The following is a 20,105-nucleotide window of genomic DNA, read 5'->3' on the forward strand; positions in this document are numbered from 1 at the left end:
GGAGATTCGACGATGAAATCCGCAATCAACCCGAACGTGGCGGTAGGCATCACGATCGGTGCGCTCGCCGGCGTATGGACGTGGGTCAGCATCTCGCTGGGGATGCTGACCTGGGTCGCGTTCCTCACGTGGGCGCTGTTCTTCGCCGCCGGAGGCAAAGCCGCCGCGATCCGCACGGTTCTTCCCCCCGCACTGACGGGAGTGCTCTACGCAACCGTGCTCCTGCTCACGGCAGCCGCGGTCGGCGGAGATCTGATCCTCCCCGTGGGCGTCGCCGTGATCGCGTTCTTCATGTGCGCGCAGGCCAATTGGAAGACGCTTGCGTTCATCCCTGGCGCGTTCGCTGGGTGCGCAGCCGTGTTCGGCGCCGCCGGGGGCTGGCTTCCGGTCGCGGTCGCGCTCGTGATCGGGGCACTCCTCGGGTGGGCGAGCGAGGCGCTGGCAGGCCTGCTCACTCGTCCGCGCGCCGCGCGCGTCACCGCCGACGCATTGTGATGCGGTCGTCCGTTCTCACCATGCGAGAAACATTGTGGCCGAACCTCGGTGTCGGATCGCAGACTCGCATCGTACCGAAACGCACCAGCGCTCGATGAGGAGTCACACATGAAAGCCGTCCGTCTCCACACCTACGGAGAGAACCCCGTTCTCGACGAGGTCGCCGAGCCCACCATCACCGGACCCTGGGACGTCGTCGTCGACGTCGGCGCCGCAGGGCTGTGCCGCACCGATCTGCACATCATCGAGGGTCAGTGGGATCCGATCCAGCACCCTTCACTTCCGTACATCCTCGGCCACGAGAACGCAGGCTGGGTACGCGAGGTCGGCAGCGCCGTGCACAACGTCAAGCCTGGCGACGCGGTGATCATGCACCCGCTCACCAGCTGCGGACTGTGCCCCGCGTGCCGCGTCGGCCAGGACTCGCACTGCGAGAACGCCACCTTTCCCGGGATCAACGTGAACGGCGGCATGGCCCAGCAACTCCTCACGAACGCGCGTGCGGTCGTGAAGCTCGACGAGGGACTTGCGCCGATGGATGTCGCCGCCCTCGCCGACGCCGGGCTCACCGCGTACCACGCCGTGCGGAAGGCGGCGGATGTGTTGTTTCCCGGCACGCACGCCGTCGTCATCGGCGCCGGCGGTCTCGGGCACATCGGTATCCAGGCGCTCGCGGCGATCACCAGCGCGCGGGTCACGGTCGTCGACCGCAGCGAGCAGGCCCTTGAGCTGGCGAAGCAGCTCGGCGCGCATCACATCTCGTCGGCACGTACAACGATCTCGTGGAGCTCATGACCCTCACTGCGGAGGGGCGCGTCAAGCTCCATACCGCGGTCTACCCGCTCGACGCCGCTGTCGACGCGATCCACGACCTCGAAGCCGGCCGTCTGGTCGGAAGAGGCATCCTCGTCCCCGAAGACCCCCGTTAGAACACCGCACGATAGGAGCCGAACGATGGCGTTCCCCGCGAAGTATTCCCAGCTCAACGACACGGAGCTTACCGACGAGGCGCGCGGCGTCCTCATCCGCGTCCTCCGTGTCGCCTTCCCACATCCGTCGTTCCCCGACGGTCCGTACGAGCGCACCGCCGACACGATCCTCGCCGAAGCTCAGAACTCGACCTGGTTCCGCGTCACCGTCACGCAGGGCCTGCTCACCCTCAGCCACCTGGCGGGAGGCGACTTCCGCGATCTCGACGACGCCGCCGCAACGAGCGTTCTGCGCCGGATCGACGCGACCGAGTTCTTCGGCTTCGTCCGTCGTACCGCAGTCCTGAACCTCTACGACAACGCCGACGTCTGGGAGGTTCTCGGCTACGAGGGTCCGAGCTTCGACAAGCATGGGTACATCAACCGCGGGTTCGACGACCTCGACTGGCTGCCCGACCCGCGGATCGACACCTACGACGGCCCTGACGCCCTCGTCGAGATCGCCCCGAACGTGCCGCTCGCCGCCACGGGCACCATCACCATCAACGCCGCCGGTCGGCACAGGATCCGCGACACCAGCAACCAACCCGGACGGCGCGACGCCGAGATGGCTGAGGTGAAGAAGTGAACATCGACCACGACGAAGAGGCGATCGTCAGCCGATCGGCAATGACCTCGTCCGTCCATGGCGCCTGACCGCGCAACCACAGCCGAATCAGCACTTCAGACTGTGGACTCGAGAACCGTGAAATGTAGGGCGAACGTCCTACCTGAGACTCAACGGCCGCAGCATAGAGTCCGAAGTTGTCGACGACGTTGTCCACAAGGAAATGCACAACGGTGCGCGCAGCAGCCTCGAACGAAAGCAGATCATCCACTTGTCTAGAAAGCATCAAACGCGCCGCGGATTCGGCGTCCTCGTCGAAAACCGCCGAGGCGATGCCTGCGAGATCCCCGAAGAGGTCCTGACACGCTTCCGACGCAACGCCCGCGAGGCTCGCGATGTCATTCAATCGCAATCTTGGCGGTGCAGAGAGACCCAGTGATCGAGCCGTATCGATCAAGAGTCGCCGCGTCAAGCAGCCAAAGCCCGGACCTTTCTCGAAGCTTGATGGAGAGCCCTGCGGGCCTTCGAGCGACATCACCCAGAGGCTATAGTGCAAAGAATCGAATTGCCCAACCCTTGCAGGTTCGATACACGATCGCCGGCCAGGCCGCTTGGTGAGTGTGTCCGCGCCGACGAACGTGAACGGGCCCGCGTTGCCGAGGGGCGGTCCAGCAACGACAACGAGGGCATCGGCAAGCCTGAACCCCTGAAGCACGGATTCCACGGGCTTTGGTCGCGCCGCATTACTGACGAGCACCGCCTGATCTACAAGGTCGAGCACGACGAGATCCGCATCGCCGGCTGCCGATGTCGCTACGGGCGCTGAATGAGGGCAACACCTGACGCCGGCGGCTTTCGTGGCAGACACTGCCGCGTCGAAGCCCGCGGCCTCCCTGCATCGCAACATCGACATGGCCGTTCACGCTGAGCGAATAGGAGGGGTCAAGTCCCTGGCAGCAGGTGATCATGCCTTGGCATGGCGTACCGTTCGATCGGGTGCGACGAATGCCTCGCCGATGGCGCGAGCCGTCTCCAACCCGGCTCCGCGCTGGAGACCATTGCCGTCGCCTTCCACATCGAAGATGAGGTGGCTCTCGACGTCGGTGACTCCGCAGTACGCGAAGATTCCCACGTCGATCTGCGTTCGCATGGCATCGCGGTAGCCGTACTTGTCGTACGTACGCTCCCTGGACCCACCGATGCCGATGAGTGTCGTCGGGATATTTCGGAGCAGGGCATCAAGCGGTTTCCGACCGCGGTCGGCAACTCCCTCGCCGTACTGGTACGCCCAACCGCCGGTGAAGACGCGTTCGATCCACCCTTTCATCAGTGCCGGCATGCTCCACCAGTAGACAGGGAAGACGAGCGCGAGCCGATCAGCTGCTTCGACGCGCGCGTGCATCTGCGCGATGCCCGGCGGGATGGGCCCACCCCAGAAGTGTGCGTGGTCAGCCTCCGAGAATCGCGGATCGAATTCTTCGCGGTGCAAGTCCAAGACGTCGATTGTGTGGGCATCGCGTCGGAACGGCTCATGGAAGGCATCCATGATTGCGGAGGGGTACCTGTTCGCGAAGGGATGGGCGAAGACTGTCAACAGATGCATAGTGAAGAACCCCTTGTCTCGTAGTCGAGGTGTTGTGTGAGTGGCTCAGTTCCCAAGGCCATCGAGCAGCCAGTTGTACCGGAGGCGCAGGCCGCGTTCGAAGCTCGCTACCGCAGCACCCACTCCGAGCGTGATGTTGAGCCAGAGGGGGAGCTGGATGGGGGAGACGAAGGAACCGAAACGTTCCGCGATAGCCGGTGTCTCCGAGATCGTCTGCGCCAGCTGTGGAACGTTGACACCGACACCGATCAGCAGAAGCGCGATCGAGGTGGCGGCTATCCATCTGCTGAGGACTGGATGAGCGCGCTGCAGACGCAGGCGAAGCCCGACCGCCGAGCTCGGGTGGGGGATCAACCGCTGCTCGGAACGGTCACGCGTGACGTAATGCATGCGCTTCAGGCCATATGTGCCCAAGACGACTTCAATCACCCCCTGCTCGACGGTGAAGGAGGCCGGTAGCGCGGACTCGGCCACGTGCGCTCCATCTCGATAGAGGTGCGCCCGTTCGCCTTCGTCTCCGGCCTGCTCTCCGGAAAGGCGCACGTCCACGACGTAGATCGAGTCCGGCCCGTACCTCTGCGGGATGCGGAGCGAGAACAACGAACGACCCGAGAAGACCTGCCACCATCGGTACGGCTCGAGCGCCCGCCCGTCGCCTCGCCGGACGCGTGTTTCCTGGGCATCGGCGTCGAGATACTCGAGCATCCCGGATACGTCGTCATCGCCTTCGTCGAAATCAAGCATCATGCGATTCAATGCCATGTTCTCGCCACACGGTCAAGGCTCCGCTCTGGCCGAAGGATGTCGCCTTGGCGAAGGAACCGATGCTCGCGCTGTTCGTCAGCCGTCAGGCCTGCGTCGTCGTGGCTGGGAGCTCCACTGCGACGCGCAGCCCGCCGGCCTCGAGCGGCGTGATGGCGAGCACCCCGTCGTGGGCCTGGGTGATGCTCTTGACGATCGCCAGACCGAGACCCACTCCGCCATGAGAGTCACGGATGCGCTCGCTCCCGCGCTGGAACGGTTCGGTGAGCGTCGAGACCAGCTGCGGACTCAGCAGTTCGCCGCTGTTCTCGATCGTCAGCACGACCGACTCCGGATTCGCGCTCGTGTGCATCTGCACGGTGCCGTGCTCGGGCAGGTTGTGAACGATGGCGTTGTGCAGGAGGTTCGTCGTCAGCTGCAGCAGAAGCGCATGCGAGCCCGAGGTCGAGGCGATATCACCGGATGTCTCGACGGTGACATCGTGTTGTTCTGCCAGGCGCAGGAGTGTTTCGGTGGCTTCCTCAGCGAGCAGCGAGAGATCGACGCGCTCTCTCGGGAAGGATCGCTGGTCGGCGCGGCTGAGCAGGAGCAGCGCCTCGGTGAGGTTGATCGCGCGGGCGTTGACGGCGAGGAGACGTTCGGCGAGTTCGCCCGTGACGCCGCCCGGGTCGTTGCGGGCGACCTCGAGAAGCGTCTGCGTGATCGCCAGCGGTGTACGCAGCTCGTGGGAGGCGTTCGCAGCGAACCGCTGCTGTTCGGCGACTTGCGCTTCGAGCCGCGCGAGCATGGCGTCGAAGCTGTCCGCGAGCTCCCGGAACTCGTCTTGGCGGCCTTCCAGTTCGATCCGATACGACAGCGAACCGTTTCCAGCTCTTCGGGTGGCGTCCGTGATTCGCGCCAGGGGCACGAGCATGCGGCCGGCGAGAAACCATCCTCCGACCAGGCCGATGACCAACAGGAACACGAGGACCCAGGCGACGGCCGGGCCGAACGCTCGGACGAGGTCATCGCGGCCGGGAACGAACCCGCCGAATGTCTCGATCGCCCGAGCGGGCACGTAACGCAGGAGGAAGAGCCACACGGCCGCGAGCAGCAGGAAACTCGCCACCATCAGGAACCCCGCGTAGCTCAGGGTGAGCTTGAGGCGGACGCTCAACCCGGGCGCTCTTTCGGCAACCAGCAACCGCATGATTCCCATGCTAGGAGCCGGGGCGTATCGTCGGCGTATCGAGAACCGGATACGGGCTGGCAACGCCGCGCTGCCTTGACTGGCAGCATGAGTCATACGACAGCACGCCGACGCCGATTCCGCAGATGTCTCACCTTCCTGTTCGTCGGATCGGCCGTGGGCGCAGCGGTGATCATCGGTACGCTTCTCGCCCAGCCGGATTCGTCGGCCGCACAAGACGACGGCGTATTGCCGCACGGCACGAGCCTCACCGATGCCGGGTACCCCGGTATCGCCAACCTCGATACCGCTCTGATGCAGGCCCTCAACGACGCGGCGGCGGATGCCGCTGACGACGGCGTCGCGTTCCTCGTGAACGACGGCTGGCGCTCGCCCGCCTATCAGGAACAGCTGCTTCGCGACGCGATCTCGACGTACGGGACGGAAGACGAGGCGCGACGATGGGTCGCGACCCCTGCGACATCCGCTCATGTGTCAGGTGACGCGGTCGACATCGGTCCCTTCGATGGCACGTACTGGCTGTCGCAGAACGGCGCGCAGTATGGGCTCTGCCAGATCTACGTCAACGAGCCGTGGCACTACGAGCTGATTCCCGATGCGATCGATCACGGCTGCCCGCCGATGTACGCCGACCCCACGGAGGATCCGCGAATGCAGCAGTGATCGCACGCCGGACCCTGTGTGCTTCTGAGCCAGTCGACGTACGAGCCGTTCGCTGTGTATCACCCCGTCAGTACGGCGGACACCTCGGAGAGCGAGTTCAGGGAGGCGATGCGCCGTGGGAGTTCCTGCTCGACGGTCGGCCACGTGGCGGGGAGCAGCACCGTGGCTCGCGGGATGGGTGGCGCTGCGTGGAGGGGCACGGTGCCGTCCGCCCAGGCGCGTCCGGCCTGGGTCACCTGTTCCTGCATCGATGCGAGGGCGGCGGAGACATCCTCGGCGTCCACGACCGGTGATCCCGCGCGCACCGCTTGGCGCACCGCTTCCGCGGCTACGACGGCACCGATCGTGGTTTCGCCGGAGCCGGAGATTCGAGCGAACAGCCCACGCTTCTTCGTCGGCCCCGTCAGCGCACCGCTGTGCTCGAGTGCCTGCAGTGATGGTGTGCGGATGCCTTCCGACACCGCGGGCAAAGCCTCGATGTGCCCAAACGTGGCAGCGACGTCGACTCCCCCATGCTGCAGCGCCTCGGTGGCCCTGTTCTGGGGTTCGGATACGAGTGCTGCTGCGAGGTCACGGATGTCTGCAGCCGAACTCCCCCGCTGCGTCGCTCGAACAAGTGCACGCTCCACTGTGGCGACGAACTCATCCGTCCACCCCACCAGCGGCTTGCCCTCGTTCGCGGCTTGCCATGCGCCCTCGCGCAGTTCCGCGGCGGCCGGCGACTGCGCCGACGATTCCACGACGCGTTCACCGGTCTTCCAGGTTGCGGGATCGTCGCCGGTCGCCGCCATCGCCATCAGATAGCCGACGGCCTTCGTGCTCTGCTTCGTCGCCGCCAGCGCATGGCTCACCGGTTTCAGCTCATCCCAGATATCCAACGGTCCGTCGAGGATCTGCCGCAGCAGGTAGTCGGTACCCGTCGAATCCGTCTCATGCTTCGGCGCCCGAGCAAGAGCACTCTGTACCACCAGAAACGCGACGCGATCCAACTGAGCTGTCATCAGCCCACGCTATCGGGCGGCATGCGAGGGGTGCGAATCTCGATCGGCAGGGCGTCGAACCAGGCGAGGACCGCCCGCTCGTACTCGATGCCGAAGGTCAGTGTCGCCCGCGCGTACGGATCGCTCGACTCGGGCGGCGCGCCGGCCGCCTGCGCCTCGTACTCAGCCAGCTGCCGCTCGTGGGACTCGCGGTGAATGTCGATGAACCCTGCGAGGCGCTCCGCATCCACGAAGCTCCCGAAGCTGATCTTCAACAGGAGGGGGAATCGGATCGTCTCCGGTCCAGGCTCGGTGTTCGCCCACGCGAGGAAGGCTGACCGGCCGGCATCCGTCAACTCGTAGGGCTGGCGTTCTCGAGAGCCACGCGCTCCCGCGACAATGAGGCCATCGCCCACCATTCGAGTCAGCTCGCGGTAGACCTGGCTGCGGGTGAGAGACCAGAAGTCGCCGATCACCTGCTGGGCCTGCACCGTGAGGTCCCAGCCTGACATCGGCCCCCGGTGCAGGAAACCGAGGAGCGAGGCGGCTGTGGCGTTGAGGCGATGATCCGTCATGCCGGGCGCCCCGTCGCAGCCGGCGCGCGTTGACGATCGAGCCACTCCGCGATCCCGGCCAGGGCGGCATACGCGGCGAGGTTGCTCAGCACGATGATCGCGAGGGTCTCCGGGGTCACGCTCGTCACGACGTAGAAGTTGAACGCGATGAGACCGATCACGAGACCGATCATGCCGTATCTGCCGAGGGGGTTGCGAGCGACCGTCGCCCGCAGGTAGAGCCACAGCCCTGCGAGCAGCAGGGCCGTCTCGAGCGCGAAGGCCCACGTTGCGGCCAACCCCAGGCCGATCTCGAGTGAGTGATCGATGATCGGCAGCTCCGCTGGGTGGACGATGACGTCGAGAAGGTAGTGCGCGGCGGCCACCGCGGCGACGAGTGCCGCCGTGGCCGCTCGGGTCGACCCGCTGCCGATCGGGGCAAGGCGGACTGCCAGGTAGACCACGGCGGTCAAGACGAGCGTTCCCGCCATCCCGTGGCTGAAGGGCACGAAATCATGCTCGACGCCGCCGGGTCCCACCCCGCCCGGGATGAGCGCCACCCGCTCGATGCCGATCAGCACGAGGGCACCCCAGGCCACGTCAGCCAACTGGGCCGCGAGGAACAGCCCACCCAGAGAGGTCTGGGGCCGGACGACCTTGGCGGCCAGGCTGATCCCGTAGTGCCCGACGAACATCGGCCTAGGATTCCGGCACTCGCGCCGCTTTGCCGTTGGTATTGCCGCGAATGATGCGGTCGATGTGATGGCCCCGCGACATGCTGATGGCCGGAGCGGTGAGGTGGTAGGGCCTTCGGTCGCGCACGATCGTCTCACTGTTCGCCGGATAGTCCATTGTGGACTATGCTCGCAACCATACGACCGCCCACTGTGGACTGTCAAGGCAGCGTGGTGGACAGCGTCGACCTCACCCGATCGAGCGAGCCGGGTCATCTGACGGAGGGATGTCGGCCGGCGCGCTGCGCTGCAGGCTTGCTGCATGACACAGCTCCGCGGCCCTGCACGTACGCCGAACATCCCGCCCAACCGCGATCAGCCCGGCCACCAGCAGCGAACCCGCGCAGATCGACTGACGGTCGCCGCCGCGATATCTCTGTTGCTGATCAGTGCGCTTCACACGGCGGCCTTCGCGCTGCACCCGTGGTGGGGTGCCTGGGTGGCCGGCCCATTCCGAACCGAGCAACTGCCGCTCGATGCGGCCGTGCAATTCTGGGGGCTTCCCGGGGGCTTCGTCGTTCCCGGCGTGCTGCTCGCGCTCCTCATCCTCAGGGCCGGCCGGAACGGCCGGACGGTTCCGGTGTACGTCGGCGCGGTGCTCGGCGTCTGGGCGCTCAGCTGCGTGTGGGTGGTGGGTCCGAGCGGTTTCCTCCTCCTCCTGGTGCCGGCCGTGCTGTTGCTCAGCGCGAGCATCCGGGCGCGGCGTCGCGGCGAGCGTCAGGACGATCCGCGCACCCAGACGGCGTCATGACTGCCGGTCGATCACGCGTCGACGGGAGGCCGGCGCTTCCAGCCCGAAGTTCCCCGTCGGCGATCGTCACAGTGACGGCGATTCTCGGCACCATCGCCCTGCTCGCCTTCGCGACTGTGAACGTCGTGTTCGAGGGAACGGGCCGCTTCGCTGACGGGCCTCTCGCCGATTACGCCTCCGGCATCACGGTGATGAACTGGCTGGTGGTCGGTCTGAAGCTGTTCGGAGCGGCCGTGTTGATGCTCTCGGTGAGCGCACGAGCGAGCGCCGTCGCTCCCACTGTGATGACCCTCTTGCTCTGGGGGGCGTTCGGCACGTTCCTCATTTATGCGGTCGGCACGATCGGTGAGGCCGTTGCGATCGCGGCCGGCATCACGGGTCGCCCCGAACAGATCGATGCGGCCGGTGTGGGCTACGTGCTCGGTGCGGTGTTCTTTGCGACCTGCTTCGGAGTCGTGGCCGTCTCCGATTCCAGGCGTTGCGGGTGGCGACCCGTTCCGATCGTGCTCGGCATTGCCGGCGCGCCACTCCTCCTCGCCGGCATTCTGGTGCTCGCGCCGACGTTGCTGGTCGCGCTCGGCATCATGCCCCCGCTCTGAACCTGCCGCCGCACGGAGTCATGGCGTCGATGTCGAGCCCGGGCCCGCACCACTGGCAGGTCGCCATCAGGTGACGAACGGCTCGAGAACGAAACGGCCCCACGCGATGAATGCCGCGAGCACGAGATAGCTCAGGTTCAGCATCATGAGGCCGGATTCGCCCCGGCGCCCGTGGGTGATCATGGCGCCGGCCATCAACATCACCCAGCACACGGCGGTGATCGGCACCATGGCCGGTGCGATGCCGACAACGGCAGGCAGGATCAAGCCCACTGCGGCCAGGATTTCGAGCATGCCGAGCGACTTGACGAATGGCACGCTGGCGTTTCGAGTCCAACCCCCGCCGGAAGTGTTCGACAGCGCTTCTTTGGGGACGAATACTTTGGTGGCGCCTCCCGCGAGTGCGACAGCCGCAAGCACGCCGGCAGCGATCCAGAGGGCAATGTCCATCGTTCTCTCTCTCTTCCTTGTCGATAGTCGGCTTCATCTCATGGGACACGACAGAGCCCTGAGTTGTGACATCCGCAGACCCGCCTCTCCGAACTCCGATGCGACTCCTCGAAGGTGAGTGGCGGTGGATCTCCCGTTGTCGCGCTCGCGCTCCTCACCGTCATGGAGTTCGGGAGTACTGGGTTCGGTGGCGGGCTGATCATGATCGGCCTGATCGCATTGATCACCGGTGTGTACGGGTCAACCTCGCAAACGACCCGATCAACCTCTTCGCCGTCGACGGCTCGTGCCGAGACCGGACGATGTGACGCCACAATGCTCGACTTCTGGGCTGCGGGACGCCGATGTGACGCTTCACGCGGACTTCGTCGTCACCGAGCACGCGAACCGTCGACGACGGCTCAGTCGTCTCTGCGCCCTGCCCCTCCCAGTTTAACGCGAGGTAGGGGGCTTGCGGCAAGGCCCCGGTCGTGACGCAGAATCGTGGGTCGAAAGATAGGGAGTACGCATGATCGATGTGATCGTCGTGGGTGGTGGACCGAGCGGTGTGATGCTGGCGAGCGAACTTCGCCTGCAGGGTGTGTACGCCGTGGTGCTGGAGAAGGAATCGGAGCCGTCAAAGGTGGTGCGGTCTCTCGGGCTGCACGCTCGGAGCATCGAGGTACTGGACCAGCGCGGGTTGTTGGAGCGGTTCCTCGCACTCGGCACGACGCACTCGGTCGGCGGATTCTTCGCCGGCATCGCCAAGCCCTCGCCCGAGGGGCTCGACACTACGCACCCCTACGTCCTCGGCATCCCGCAGCCGATCACCGAGCGGCTGCTGACCGAGCACGCCACCGAGCTCGGCGTGGAGATCCGACGCGGCTGCGAGGTGGCTGGATTGATCCAGGCCGACGACTGGGTGACGGTCGAGCTGGCCGACGGCACCCAGCTTCGCTCGCGCTACGTCGTGGGCTGCGACGGCGGCCGGAGCACCGTGCGCAACCTGGTGGGCATCGGTTTTCCGGGTGAGCCGAGCAGGGTCGACACGCTGCTCGGCGAGATGGCGATCGCCGATCCGCAGGAGACGGTCATGTCGGTGATGGCCAAGATCCGCGAGACCGAGAAGCGCTTCGGCGCCATGCCGTTGGGCGATGGCGTGTACCGCGTCACTGTGCCCGCCGCCGGCGTCGCCGAAGACCGTGCGGTGCCGCCGACTCTTGATGAATTCAGGGAGCAGTTGCGCGAGTTCGCAGGCACCGATTTCGGTGTGCATTCCCCGCGCTGGCTCTCCCGCTTCGGCGACGCCACACGTCTGGCCGAGAGCTACCGGAGCGGGCGGGTGCTGCTGGTCGGCGACGCCGCCCACATCCATCCGCCGACCGGCGGGCAGGGTCTCAATCTCGGCCTTCAGGATTCCTTCAACCTCGGATGGAAGCTGGCCGCCGAAGTGCAGGACTGGGCGCCGCAGGGCCTGCTCGACACGTATCAGAAGGAACGGCGCCCGGTGGCCGTCGACGTGCTCGACAACACCCGCGCCCAGATGGAACTGCTGTCCACCGAGCCGGGACCGCAAGCGCTGCGCCGGCTGCTGACGGAGCTGATGGACTTCGAGGAGGTCAACCGGCACCTGATCGAGAAAGTCACCGCAACCGACATCCGCTACGACTTCGGGACAGTGCACCCGCTGCTCGGGCGAAGGCTTCGAGACCTGCGGATGTCGCGTGGTCGACTGTACGAGTTGATGCACGAGGGCCGGGGTCTGCTGATCGACCAGACGGGCCGGCTCTCGATGTCGGGTTGGGAGGACCGGGTCGACCTTGTCGTCGACGTTTCCGACGATCTGGACGTGCCCGCGGTGCTGCTGCGCCCAGACGGCCACGTGGCATGGGTCGGCGAGGAGCAGCAGGACCTCCTCGATCACCTGCCCACCTGGTTTGGCGCCGCAAGCGAGACGGCGCACGACGCCCCGGGGCCCCTCTGAGGTCGAGGATCCAACGTCTCAGACGCAACGGACATCGCAAGAACAAGAAGAGGAGGAACAGACATGGGGAAAGTCGCTTGGGGGTTCACCTGCTCGATCGACGGCTTCATCGCCGGACCCGGTCACGACATGAGCTGGATGTCAGCCGCGGAACCATCGGCCGATGGCGTCACCGAGCGCATGGCGGGCGAGGTCGCGGTGATCATTTCCGGCAGGGCAGGCTACGACGCCGCGAAAGCGCAGCAGGACGATCGGGATGAGATGACCTCCGAGGCATACGGCGGTGCATGGTCCGGAACCGAGTTCATCCTCACCCACCGCCCCGACGAGATCGCGGACGACCCGACCATCATTGCGCAGAACTGCGACGTCGTGGAGGCGATCCGCCGTGCACGGGAGATCGCCGGCGACCGGGACGTGCAGATCATCAGCGCCGATATCGCCCGCCAAGCCCTCGAACACGACCTGATCGACGAATTGCAGGTCTTCGTAGCCCCGGTGTTCCTCGGCGACGGCACCCGCATCTTCGACGTCCCCGGCGGGCGTCGCTACGACTGGGACCTCGTCGAGACCTACAAGGGCGCGGAACGTAGCTTCGGGAGGACCTACCGCCCGAAGCGGCGATAGCTCGATGCAATCGATGATCCGGACTGGCTCACCCCCGACCCCCGTGGCCGGGGGTGCCCAGCACGGAGACCTCGGCCCGATGAGGTCGATGCGCGCTTGCCCGAACCGGGGCACGGCTCTATGCTGGGTGCGCGATATGAGAATGTCCCGTTCGATTATCGAACAAAAGATCACACGATCGATCACCTGAGCGATCACCTGAGCGATCACGCAAGCACACCCACAGCGCAGTGAGGAGAGGCCGTGCAGTTCCATCACAACGGCTACGTGTCGGGCGATCCGCGAGTGCAGCCCGCGGCCGGCGTCGGCATCGATCGACCCGAGGAACTCCCCGACGAGGTCGACGTGCTCATCGTCGGTTCGGGCCCCGCCGGCATGGTCGCCGCCGCCCAGATGGCGCAGTTCCCCGACATCGTGACCCGACTCGTCGAACGCAGGCCGGGCCGGCTCGAGATCGGGCAGGCCGACGGCATCCAGGCCCGCAGCGTCGAGACCTTCCAGGCCTTCGGCTTCGCCGAGCGCATCATCGCCGAGGCGTTCCGCATCACCGAGATGGCGTTCTGGAAGCCAGATCCCGGCCAGCCACGAAACATCCGCCGTGCCGCGGTCACCCCCGATGACCCGAGCGGCATCAGCGAGTTTCCGCACCTCATCGTCAACCAGGCGCGCGTGCTCGACTACTTCGCCGAGTACGCACACAACTCCCCCGGCCGGATCAGGCCCGACTACGGCTGGGAGGTCGTCGGGCTCGAGGTCGCGAGGCCCGGCGACGACGGCGCGCTTCCCGAGCACCCGGTCACGGTGATGCTCGAACGGGTCACCGGGGTGGGCGTCGGCGCGGGCGACGCCTCGCATGCCGCCCCCCTCGAGGGCGAGCTCACCGGCGAGCGCCGCACCGTGCGCGCGAAGTACGTCGTCGGGGCTGACGGCGCACGCAGCCGGGTGCGCGAATCGATCGGCGCCAAGCACCTCGGCGCGCAGTCGTTCCACGCCTGGGGCGTGATGGACACGCTCGCGGTCACCGACTTCCCCGACATCCGCACGAAGTGCTCGATCCAGTCGGAGGCCGGCAACATCCTGCTCATCCCCCGCGAGGGCGGGCAGCTGTTCCGCATGTACGTCGACCTCGGAGAGGTCGGGGCCGACACCCACGGCGAGGTGCGCAAGACGACCCTCGACGAGATCATCGCCAAGGCCAACGACATACTGCACCCCTACGCGCTCGATGTGCGCGACGTTCCGTGGCACAGCGTCTACGAGGTCGGCCACCGCCTCACCGACCGCTTCGACGACGTGCCGCTCGAAGAGCACGGCACCCGAACGCCCCGCGTGTTCATCACCGGCGACGCCTGCCACACGCACAGCGCGAAGGCCGGTCAGGGCATGAACGTGTCGATGCAAGACGGCTGGAACATCGGCTGGAAACTCGGTCACGTGCTCGACGGCCGCGCGGCCGAGGCCCTGCTCGAGACCTATCACGACGAGCGGCACGTGGTCGCGAAGAACCTGATCGAGTTCGACCGCGAATGGTCGCGGCTCATGGCGACGAAGCCGGAGGATCTCGGCGACCCCGCCGAGCTCGAGGAGTTCTACATGCGCACCTTCGAGTTCCCCGCCGGGTTCATGACGCAGTACGAGCCGTCGATGACCGTCGGTTCGCCGGCGCACCAGGCGCTCGCAACCGGGTTTCCGATCGGAAAGCGCTTCAAGTCGGCCCCGGTCGAGCGAGTGTGCGACGGCAACCCGGTGCAACTCGGCCATCATCACCGGGCCGACGGGCGCTGGCGCATCTATGCATTCGCGGATGCCGCGGCTCCCGCCGTGCACGGCACGGCACTCGCCGACTGGGCGAACCGCCTGGCCGAGGCATCCGATTCGCCGTTGCAGGCGCACACGCCGGACGGCAGCGGCTTCGACGAGCTCTTCGACGTCAAGGTCGTGTACCAGCAGCCGCACGGCGAGGTCGATCTCGGCAGCGTGCCGCGGGTGTTCCTGCCCGAGTACGGCCCGTTCGGGCTGACCGATTACGAGAAGGTGTACGCGACCGACCCCGCGCACGATGTCTTCGAGCAGCGCGGGCTCGCTCGCGACGGCGTCGTCGTGGTCGTGCGCCCCGACCAGTACGTGGCGCACGTGCTGCCGCTGTCGGCGACCGACGAACTCGCCGAGTTCTTCCGCGGGGCGATGCTGCCGCGGTGAACCGGAATGGCGGGCGGCCCGGTTCAGCCCCCGTACGCGCGCCGCACGGCGTCGGCGGCGAGCCGCAGGCGCTCGGCGATCTCGGCCTCGGGCAGCGAGAACGAGACGTGGATCACCGCGATCGAGGCCGGCGGCTGCCCCGGCAGCACGAGCGGCACCGCCACCGACGCGAGCGAGGGGACGACCTCGTCATGGCTCAGGGCGTAGCCGCGACGCCGACTCTCGGCGATCTCGTCGCGCAGCCCGTCGGGCACCTCGGCGGGCCAGGCGCTCTCGGGCAGGCTGAGCAGGATCGCCTTGCCGGGCCCGCCGCGGGTGATCGGATGCCGGTGGCCCGGCCGGTACGACACCACCGCCACCGACTGGCGCGGCGAGGCGCTCACGAGCGTGACGGCGTCTTCGGCGTCGACGAGCACGGCGAGCAGGCACGTCATGCCGAGTTCATCGGCGACCGCAGTGAGCTCGGGCAGCGCGAGATGCTGCAGGTCGCGGGCGACGCCAGAGGCGAGGGCCGCGAGACCGGTGCCGAGGGCGAGGCGGCCGGCCGCATCGCGGGCGACGAGCCCGTGGCTCTCGAGGGTGCGCACGAGCCGGTAGGCGACCGAGCGGTGCACGCCGAGCTCAGCGGCGACCTCGTCGATCGAGCGGGCGCGGTCGGAGTCGGACAGGACCTCGAGAATCCGGATGCCGCGACTGAGCGTCTGCGACCCGGCCCGGGTGGCGTCGTCTGCGACCATGGTGCGCCCTTCCGGCATCCCTCGATGCCGCTCCTCGTTCGTCCGATACTAGAACGCCCTGATCGATCATCGGACGCGACGGAGTTCCGCAGCATGAAAGATCCGCGATTCCTTCGCGCCGATTCCGGCGTATTCAGCGCAGTGGGCGTCGCACGCGTTCTACGCTGAGCGGACGTGCCCGCGCGAACGGCAGCTTCGATGGAGAAGACGAATTGAGGAATTCCGCATGACCCGTATCGGGATCGTCACCGAGCAGAGCCCTGAGACTCGCGTCGCCGCCACCCCGGCGACCGTGAAGCAGTTGATCGACCTCGGCCACGAGGTCGTGGTCGAGGTCGGAGCCGGGGCGCGATCGGCATTCCCCGATGAGGCGTACCTCGCGGCAGGTGCCGAGCTCGTCGACGGCGCCGCCGCCCGCGCGAGCGGTCTCGTACTGCAGGTCAACGCACCGACCGAGGCCGAGATCGCCGGGCTCACGCCGGGCGCCACGCTCATCGCCCTGCTGGCCCCGGCGTTCAAGCCCGAGTTGCTCGAGGCCCTCGCCGCCCGCGGTGTCACCGCGCTCGCGATGGATGCGGTGCCGCGCATCTCACGCGCACAGTCGATGGACGTGCTCAGCTCGATGGCGAACATCGCCGGGTATCGCGCGGTCGTCGAGGCGGCGCACGAGTTCGGCCGGTTCTTCACGGGCCAGGTGACGGCGGCCGGAAAGGTGCCGCCGGCCAAGGTCCTCGTCGCGGGAGCGGGGGTCGCCGGCCTCGCCGCGATCGGCGCGGCGTCGAGCCTCGGCGCGATCGTGCGGGCGACCGATCCGCGTCCCGAGGTCGCCGACCAGGTCAAGTCGATCGGGGGCGAGTACCTGAAGGTCGAGGTGGAGGTGGAGCAGTCGACCGACGGCTACGCCAAGGCGACGAGCGAAGACTACGACCGGCGCGCAGCCGAGATCTACTCGGAGCAGGCGGCCGACGTCGACATCATCATCACGACCGCGCTCATCCCGGGGCGCGCGGCGCCGCGACTCATCACCGCCGCCGACGTGGCGAGCATGAAGTCGGGCAGCGTCATCGTCGACATGGCGGCGGGCATGGGCGGCAACGTCGAGGGATCCGTCGCGGGCGAGCGCATCGTCACGCCGAACGGCGTCGTGATCCTCGGCTACACCGACCTCGCCTCCCGCCTGCCGACGCAGGCCTCGCAGCTCTACGGCACGAACGTCGTGAACCTCGTGAAGCTCCTGACCCCGGCGAAGGACGGCGAACTCGTGCTCGACTTCGACGACGTCGTGCAGCGATCGGTGACCGTCACGAGAGACGGCGCCGTCACCTGGCCGCCGCCCCCGGTGCAGGTTTCGGCGGCACCGGGAGCTGCGGCATCCGCTTCGGCAGCAGGCGGTGCCGGGACCGCCGCAACCGCCCCCGTGACCAAACGGCCGATGTCGCCGGTCAAGAAGGTGGTGCTCATCGCGATCGGCATCGCGGCGCTCTTCGCCGTCAATGCGATCGCCCCGCCGCCGTTGCCGCAGCACTTCACGGTGCTCGTGCTCGCCGTCGTCGTCGGCTTCTACGTGATCGGCAAGGTGGCGCACGCGCTGCACACGCCGCTCATGAGCGTGACGAACGCGATCTCGGGCATCATCATCGTCGGCGCCATGGTGCAGATCACGAGCGAGGTGCTCGCCGTGCAGATCATCGCCACAATCGCCGTACTGCTCGCCGGCATCAACGTCTTCGGCGGGTTCGCCGTGACCCGACGCATGCTCGCGATGTTCGCGCGCGGAGCTGCCGACAACGCCAAGACTGGAGCCGACCGTGCCTGAGTTCGCCGCCGCCGAGGCCACGCCCTTGCTGACCCCGGCGTCGATCGCCGGCGCCGCCTACATCGTCGCCGCCCTGCTCTTCATCATGAGTCTCGCGGGGCTCAGCCGGCACGACACCGCCAAAGCCGGTGTCGGCTACGGCATCGCCGGCATGACGATCGCGCTCGTCGCCACCGTGTACGCGACGTTCGCCGGCATCTGGGGCTCGCCGCAGGCGACGACCGGTCTCATCCTGCTCGTCGTCGCCGCGCTCGTCGGCGGCGCGATCGGCCTCTGGCGGGCACGCATCGTCGCGATGACCGGCATGCCCGAGCTCATCGCCCTGCTGCACAGCTTCGTCGGCCTCGCCGCAGTGCTCGTCGGCTGGAACGGCGCGCTCGAGGTGACCGGCATGACCGGCGCCCTCCTCGACATCCACCATGCCGAGGTCTTCATCGGCGTCTTCATCGGCGGTGTCACCTTCACCGGTTCGATCGTCGCGTTCCTGAAGCTCTCGGCGCGCATGTCGTCGGCGCCGCTCATGCTGCCGGGCAAGAACGTGCTGAACCTCGGTGCCCTCGTCGCCTTCGTCGTGCTCACCGTCTGGTACGTCATCACCCCCGAGCTGTGGCTCCTCGTGGTCGTGACGGCCCTCGCGCTCGCGCTCGGCTGGCACCTCGTGGCATCCATCGGCGGCGGCGACATGCCGGTCGTCATCTCGATGCTCAACAGCTACTCGGGCTGGGCGGCCGCGGCGGCGGGATTCCTGCTGAACAACGACCTGCTCATCGTCACCGGCGCGCTCGTCGGCTCCTCGGGTGCCTACCTCTCGTACATCATGTGCAAGGCGATGAACCGGTCGTTCATCTCGGTGATCGCCGGCGGGTTCGGCATCGCGGCGCCCACCTCGTCGGGCGATGGCGAAGAGGCGCGCGAGGTCCGCGAGGTCACGGCAGCGGATGCCGCGGAGATGCTGCGTGACGCGAAGTCGGTCGTCATCACGCCCGGCTACGGCATGGCCGTGGCGCAGGCGCAGTACCCCGTCGCCGAACTCACGAGCCGGTTGCGCGAGCGCGGCGTCGACGTGCGCTTCGGCATCCACCCGGTCGCCGGGCGGCTGCCCGGGCACATGAACGTGCTGCTCGCCGAGGCGAAGGTGCCCTACGACATCGTCGAGGAGATGGACGAGATCAACGACGACTTCACCGAGACGTCGGTCGTGCTCGTGATCGGGGCGAACGACACGGTGAACCCCTCGGCCGCCGAAGACCCCGGCAGCCCCATCGCCGGCATGCCGGTGCTGCGGGTGTGGGAGGCGGGCAACGTGATCGTCTTCAAGCGCTCGATGTCGGCCGGCTACGCCGGGGTGGCGAACCCGCTCTTCCACCGCGACAACGCGCAGATGCTCTTCGGCGACGCGAAGGCCCGGGTCGAGGACATCCTGCGGGCGCTGTGAGTCGGCGCTCGCCCCGCGCATGCGGCACGGACTCGGCGCCCGCGCCGCCAACGTAGGATGGATCGGTACCCCAACCGATGTGAAAGAGGTCGCAAGTGGCCATCGCCGCCGCTCCCGAGCGCGCCCGGTACTGGGTCGTCCCGGTCGTCCGCGGATTCCTGGCACTCGCGCCCGCCGCCGCCATCACGTTCTCGCAGAACCACTCCCCCGAGTTCGGTCTGCTCGTCTTCGGCCTCTGGGCCGTCGTGTCGGGTCTCATCACGGGGGCGCTGTCGCTGCGATTCACGGAGGAGCGCGGCATCCGCTCGTTCTTCGTGATCGCCGCAGTGGTGACCGTCGCTGCCGGCCTGCTCGCGCTCACCGTGCCGGGCGGCCTGCCGTTCCTGCTCTACCTCGTGAGCGTCTGGGCGGCCGTCACCGGCATTCTCGAACTCTTCGCCGGCCTCCGCGCGCGGGGCCGCACCACGGCCGCCCGCGACTGGATCGCCGCCGGCGCGTTCACCGCGATCCTCGCGCTCGTCTTCCTCGTCATTCCGCTCGACGCCGTCACTGCGGTCGGCCTGCTCGGCGGCTACCTCGTCATCCTCGGCGTCTACCTCCTGATCGGCGGCTTCTCGCTGAAGTGGGCGGGCAGCCAGCCGGATGCCGCGACCGATGCCCCCGGAACGGAGCCGACCTCGTGACCAACAGCTCAGGTGACTACAAGCCGAGTCGTCGCGACGTGCTGCGCCCCATCGAGTACGTCGGCGGCGCCGCGATCGCCGCGATCTTCACCGGGCTCGTGGTGCTCATCACGGCGCGCGAGCCGATGCTCGCCCTGATCATCGCCGGCATCGTGTTCATCGTCGTGCTCGTGACGCTCGCCCTGCTCTCGATGGCGGTCAAGCCCAACGCCGAAGAGGCGGCCGAGATCGAGGGCGATGCGCCGGCATCCGGAGAGGCCCCGCCCGAGCCCGACGCGCCCTCCTCGCCAGGCCACTGATCGACTCGGCGGCATCCGCGTCGCGCAGTA

At 67.4% G+C, this 20,105-nt stretch carries 24 protein-coding genes; 15 read left to right on the forward strand and 9 right to left on the reverse strand.

The window, feature by feature from the left end:
- The first annotated feature begins 12 nt into the window (after positions 1-12).
- The 5 genes from FHG54_RS02085 (at position 13) to FHG54_RS16995 (ending at position 2,857) form a co-directional block, all read left to right on the forward strand.
- Positions 13-495: a DUF1097 domain-containing protein gene (locus tag FHG54_RS02085; protein WP_232333568.1), complete on the forward strand. Its 483-nt coding sequence runs from the start codon at positions 13-15 to the stop codon at positions 493-495.
- Between the two features lie 108 nt (positions 496-603).
- Positions 604-1,290 (forward strand): alcohol dehydrogenase catalytic domain-containing protein, encoded by a 687-nt coding sequence (locus FHG54_RS02090; RefSeq protein ID WP_233437838.1) that lies wholly within the window; start codon positions 604-606, stop codon positions 1,288-1,290.
- Positions 1,287-1,424 (forward strand): hypothetical protein, encoded by a 138-nt coding sequence (locus tag FHG54_RS16610; protein ID WP_232333566.1) that lies wholly within the window; start codon positions 1,287-1,289, stop codon positions 1,422-1,424. The genes FHG54_RS02090 and FHG54_RS16610 overlap by 4 nt, the downstream gene beginning before the upstream one ends.
- 25 nt (positions 1,425-1,449) lie before the next feature.
- A complete protein-coding gene (locus FHG54_RS02095) occupies positions 1,450-2,052 on the forward strand; it encodes a hypothetical protein (protein ID WP_139415692.1) in 603 nt (200 codons plus the stop codon).
- Between the two features lie 529 nt (positions 2,053-2,581).
- The gene (locus FHG54_RS16995) at positions 2,582-2,857 is read left to right on the forward strand and encodes a Txe/YoeB family addiction module toxin (protein ID WP_269748000.1); all 276 of its coding nucleotides are present in this window, start codon (positions 2,582-2,584) and stop codon (positions 2,855-2,857) included.
- 138 nt (positions 2,858-2,995) lie between these two features.
- Here FHG54_RS16995 and FHG54_RS02105 read toward each other — a convergent pair whose 3' ends face one another.
- From FHG54_RS02105 to FHG54_RS02115, 3 genes are all read right to left on the reverse strand, one after another.
- Positions 2,996-3,634 (reverse strand): NAD(P)H-dependent oxidoreductase, encoded by a 639-nt coding sequence (locus tag FHG54_RS02105; protein WP_139415694.1) that lies wholly within the window; start codon positions 3,632-3,634, stop codon positions 2,996-2,998.
- A 45-nt stretch (positions 3,635-3,679) separates the two neighbouring features.
- The gene (locus FHG54_RS02110) at positions 3,680-4,396 is read right to left on the reverse strand and encodes a hypothetical protein (RefSeq protein ID WP_233437839.1); all 717 of its coding nucleotides are present in this window, start codon (positions 4,394-4,396) and stop codon (positions 3,680-3,682) included.
- A gap of 85 nt (positions 4,397-4,481) precedes the next feature.
- The gene (locus tag FHG54_RS02115; RefSeq protein ID WP_476725964.1) at positions 4,482-5,594 is read right to left on the reverse strand and encodes a sensor histidine kinase; all 1,113 of its coding nucleotides are present in this window, start codon (positions 5,592-5,594) and stop codon (positions 4,482-4,484) included.
- 78 nt (positions 5,595-5,672) lie between these two features.
- On the opposite strand from FHG54_RS02115, the gene FHG54_RS02120 reads away from it, so the two are divergent.
- Positions 5,673-6,248 (forward strand): M15 family metallopeptidase, encoded by a 576-nt coding sequence (locus tag FHG54_RS02120; RefSeq protein ID WP_139415698.1) that lies wholly within the window; start codon positions 5,673-5,675, stop codon positions 6,246-6,248.
- 59 nt (positions 6,249-6,307) lie between these two features.
- Here FHG54_RS02120 and FHG54_RS02125 read toward each other — a convergent pair whose 3' ends face one another.
- The 4 genes from FHG54_RS02125 to FHG54_RS16235 are packed head-to-tail and all read right to left on the reverse strand — an operon-like array spanning position 6,308 to position 8,634.
- Positions 6,308-7,237, reverse strand: a complete 930-nt coding sequence (locus tag FHG54_RS02125) for a hypothetical protein (RefSeq protein ID WP_139415699.1) — start codon at positions 7,235-7,237, stop codon at positions 6,308-6,310.
- A gap of 11 nt (positions 7,238-7,248) precedes the next feature.
- Positions 7,249-7,803 carry a PadR family transcriptional regulator gene (locus FHG54_RS02130; RefSeq protein ID WP_139415701.1) on the reverse strand — a complete coding sequence of 185 codons (555 nt, stop codon included), beginning with the start codon at positions 7,801-7,803 and terminating at the stop codon, positions 7,249-7,251.
- Positions 7,800-8,477: a hypothetical protein gene (locus FHG54_RS02135; protein ID WP_139415703.1), complete on the reverse strand. Its 678-nt coding sequence runs from the start codon at positions 8,475-8,477 to the stop codon at positions 7,800-7,802. Before FHG54_RS02135 ends, FHG54_RS02130 begins: the two co-directional genes overlap by 4 nt.
- Positions 8,478-8,481: 4 nt before the next feature.
- A complete protein-coding gene (locus FHG54_RS16235; protein WP_168197071.1) occupies positions 8,482-8,634 on the reverse strand; it encodes a hypothetical protein in 153 nt (50 codons plus the stop codon).
- A gap of 144 nt (positions 8,635-8,778) precedes the next feature.
- Between FHG54_RS16235 and FHG54_RS02140 the strand changes: the two genes are divergently transcribed.
- Both FHG54_RS02140 and FHG54_RS02145 read left to right on the forward strand, forming a co-directional pair.
- Complete coding sequence (locus FHG54_RS02140) at positions 8,779-9,267, forward strand: hypothetical protein (protein WP_210415457.1); 489 nt, start codon at positions 8,779-8,781, stop codon at positions 9,265-9,267.
- A 71-nt stretch (positions 9,268-9,338) separates the two neighbouring features.
- On the forward strand, positions 9,339-9,866 hold the full coding sequence (locus FHG54_RS02145; protein WP_139415705.1) for a hypothetical protein: 528 nt from the start codon (positions 9,339-9,341) through the stop codon (positions 9,864-9,866).
- A gap of 66 nt (positions 9,867-9,932) precedes the next feature.
- Here FHG54_RS02145 and FHG54_RS02150 read toward each other — a convergent pair whose 3' ends face one another.
- Entirely contained in the window at positions 9,933-10,316 is a 384-nt protein-coding gene (locus tag FHG54_RS02150) for a DoxX family protein (protein WP_139415707.1), read from the reverse strand.
- A gap of 508 nt (positions 10,317-10,824) precedes the next feature.
- Here FHG54_RS02150 and rox point away from each other — a divergent pair.
- The 3 genes from rox (at position 10,825) to FHG54_RS02165 (ending at position 15,105) form a co-directional block, all read left to right on the forward strand.
- Positions 10,825-12,279, forward strand: coding sequence for a rifampin monooxygenase (rox, locus tag FHG54_RS02155; protein ID WP_139415709.1), 1,455 nt, complete (start codon positions 10,825-10,827; stop codon positions 12,277-12,279).
- A gap of 129 nt (positions 12,280-12,408) precedes the next feature.
- A complete protein-coding gene (locus FHG54_RS02160) occupies positions 12,409-12,906 on the forward strand; it encodes a dihydrofolate reductase family protein (RefSeq protein WP_233437840.1) in 498 nt (165 codons plus the stop codon).
- A gap of 243 nt (positions 12,907-13,149) precedes the next feature.
- Complete coding sequence (locus tag FHG54_RS02165) at positions 13,150-15,105, forward strand: FAD-binding monooxygenase (protein ID WP_139415713.1); 1,956 nt, start codon at positions 13,150-13,152, stop codon at positions 15,103-15,105.
- A gap of 23 nt (positions 15,106-15,128) precedes the next feature.
- Here FHG54_RS02165 and FHG54_RS02170 read toward each other — a convergent pair whose 3' ends face one another.
- Positions 15,129-15,842: an IclR family transcriptional regulator gene (locus FHG54_RS02170; RefSeq protein ID WP_139415714.1), complete on the reverse strand. Its 714-nt coding sequence runs from the start codon at positions 15,840-15,842 to the stop codon at positions 15,129-15,131.
- Positions 15,843-16,068: 226 nt separating this feature from the next.
- On the opposite strand from FHG54_RS02170, the gene FHG54_RS02175 reads away from it, so the two are divergent.
- From FHG54_RS02175 to FHG54_RS02190, 4 genes are all read left to right on the forward strand, one after another.
- Positions 16,069-17,658, forward strand: a complete 1,590-nt coding sequence (locus FHG54_RS02175; protein WP_139415716.1) for a Re/Si-specific NAD(P)(+) transhydrogenase subunit alpha — start codon at positions 16,069-16,071, stop codon at positions 17,656-17,658.
- A gap of 85 nt (positions 17,659-17,743) precedes the next feature.
- On the forward strand, positions 17,744-19,093 hold the full coding sequence (gene pntB / locus FHG54_RS02180) for a Re/Si-specific NAD(P)(+) transhydrogenase subunit beta (protein WP_233437928.1): 1,350 nt from the start codon (positions 17,744-17,746) through the stop codon (positions 19,091-19,093).
- A gap of 95 nt (positions 19,094-19,188) precedes the next feature.
- On the forward strand, positions 19,189-19,776 hold the full coding sequence (locus FHG54_RS02185; RefSeq protein WP_139415718.1) for a hypothetical protein: 588 nt from the start codon (positions 19,189-19,191) through the stop codon (positions 19,774-19,776).
- Positions 19,773-20,075, forward strand: a complete 303-nt coding sequence (locus FHG54_RS02190; protein WP_198169647.1) for a hypothetical protein — start codon at positions 19,773-19,775, stop codon at positions 20,073-20,075. The genes FHG54_RS02185 and FHG54_RS02190 overlap by 4 nt, the downstream gene beginning before the upstream one ends.
- The last annotated feature ends 30 nt before the right edge of the window (positions 20,076-20,105 follow it).

Origin of the sequence: Agromyces laixinhei, from assembly GCF_006337065.1 — a bacterium.
GTDB classification, from domain to species: domain Bacteria; phylum Actinomycetota; class Actinomycetes; order Actinomycetales; family Microbacteriaceae; genus Agromyces; species Agromyces laixinhei.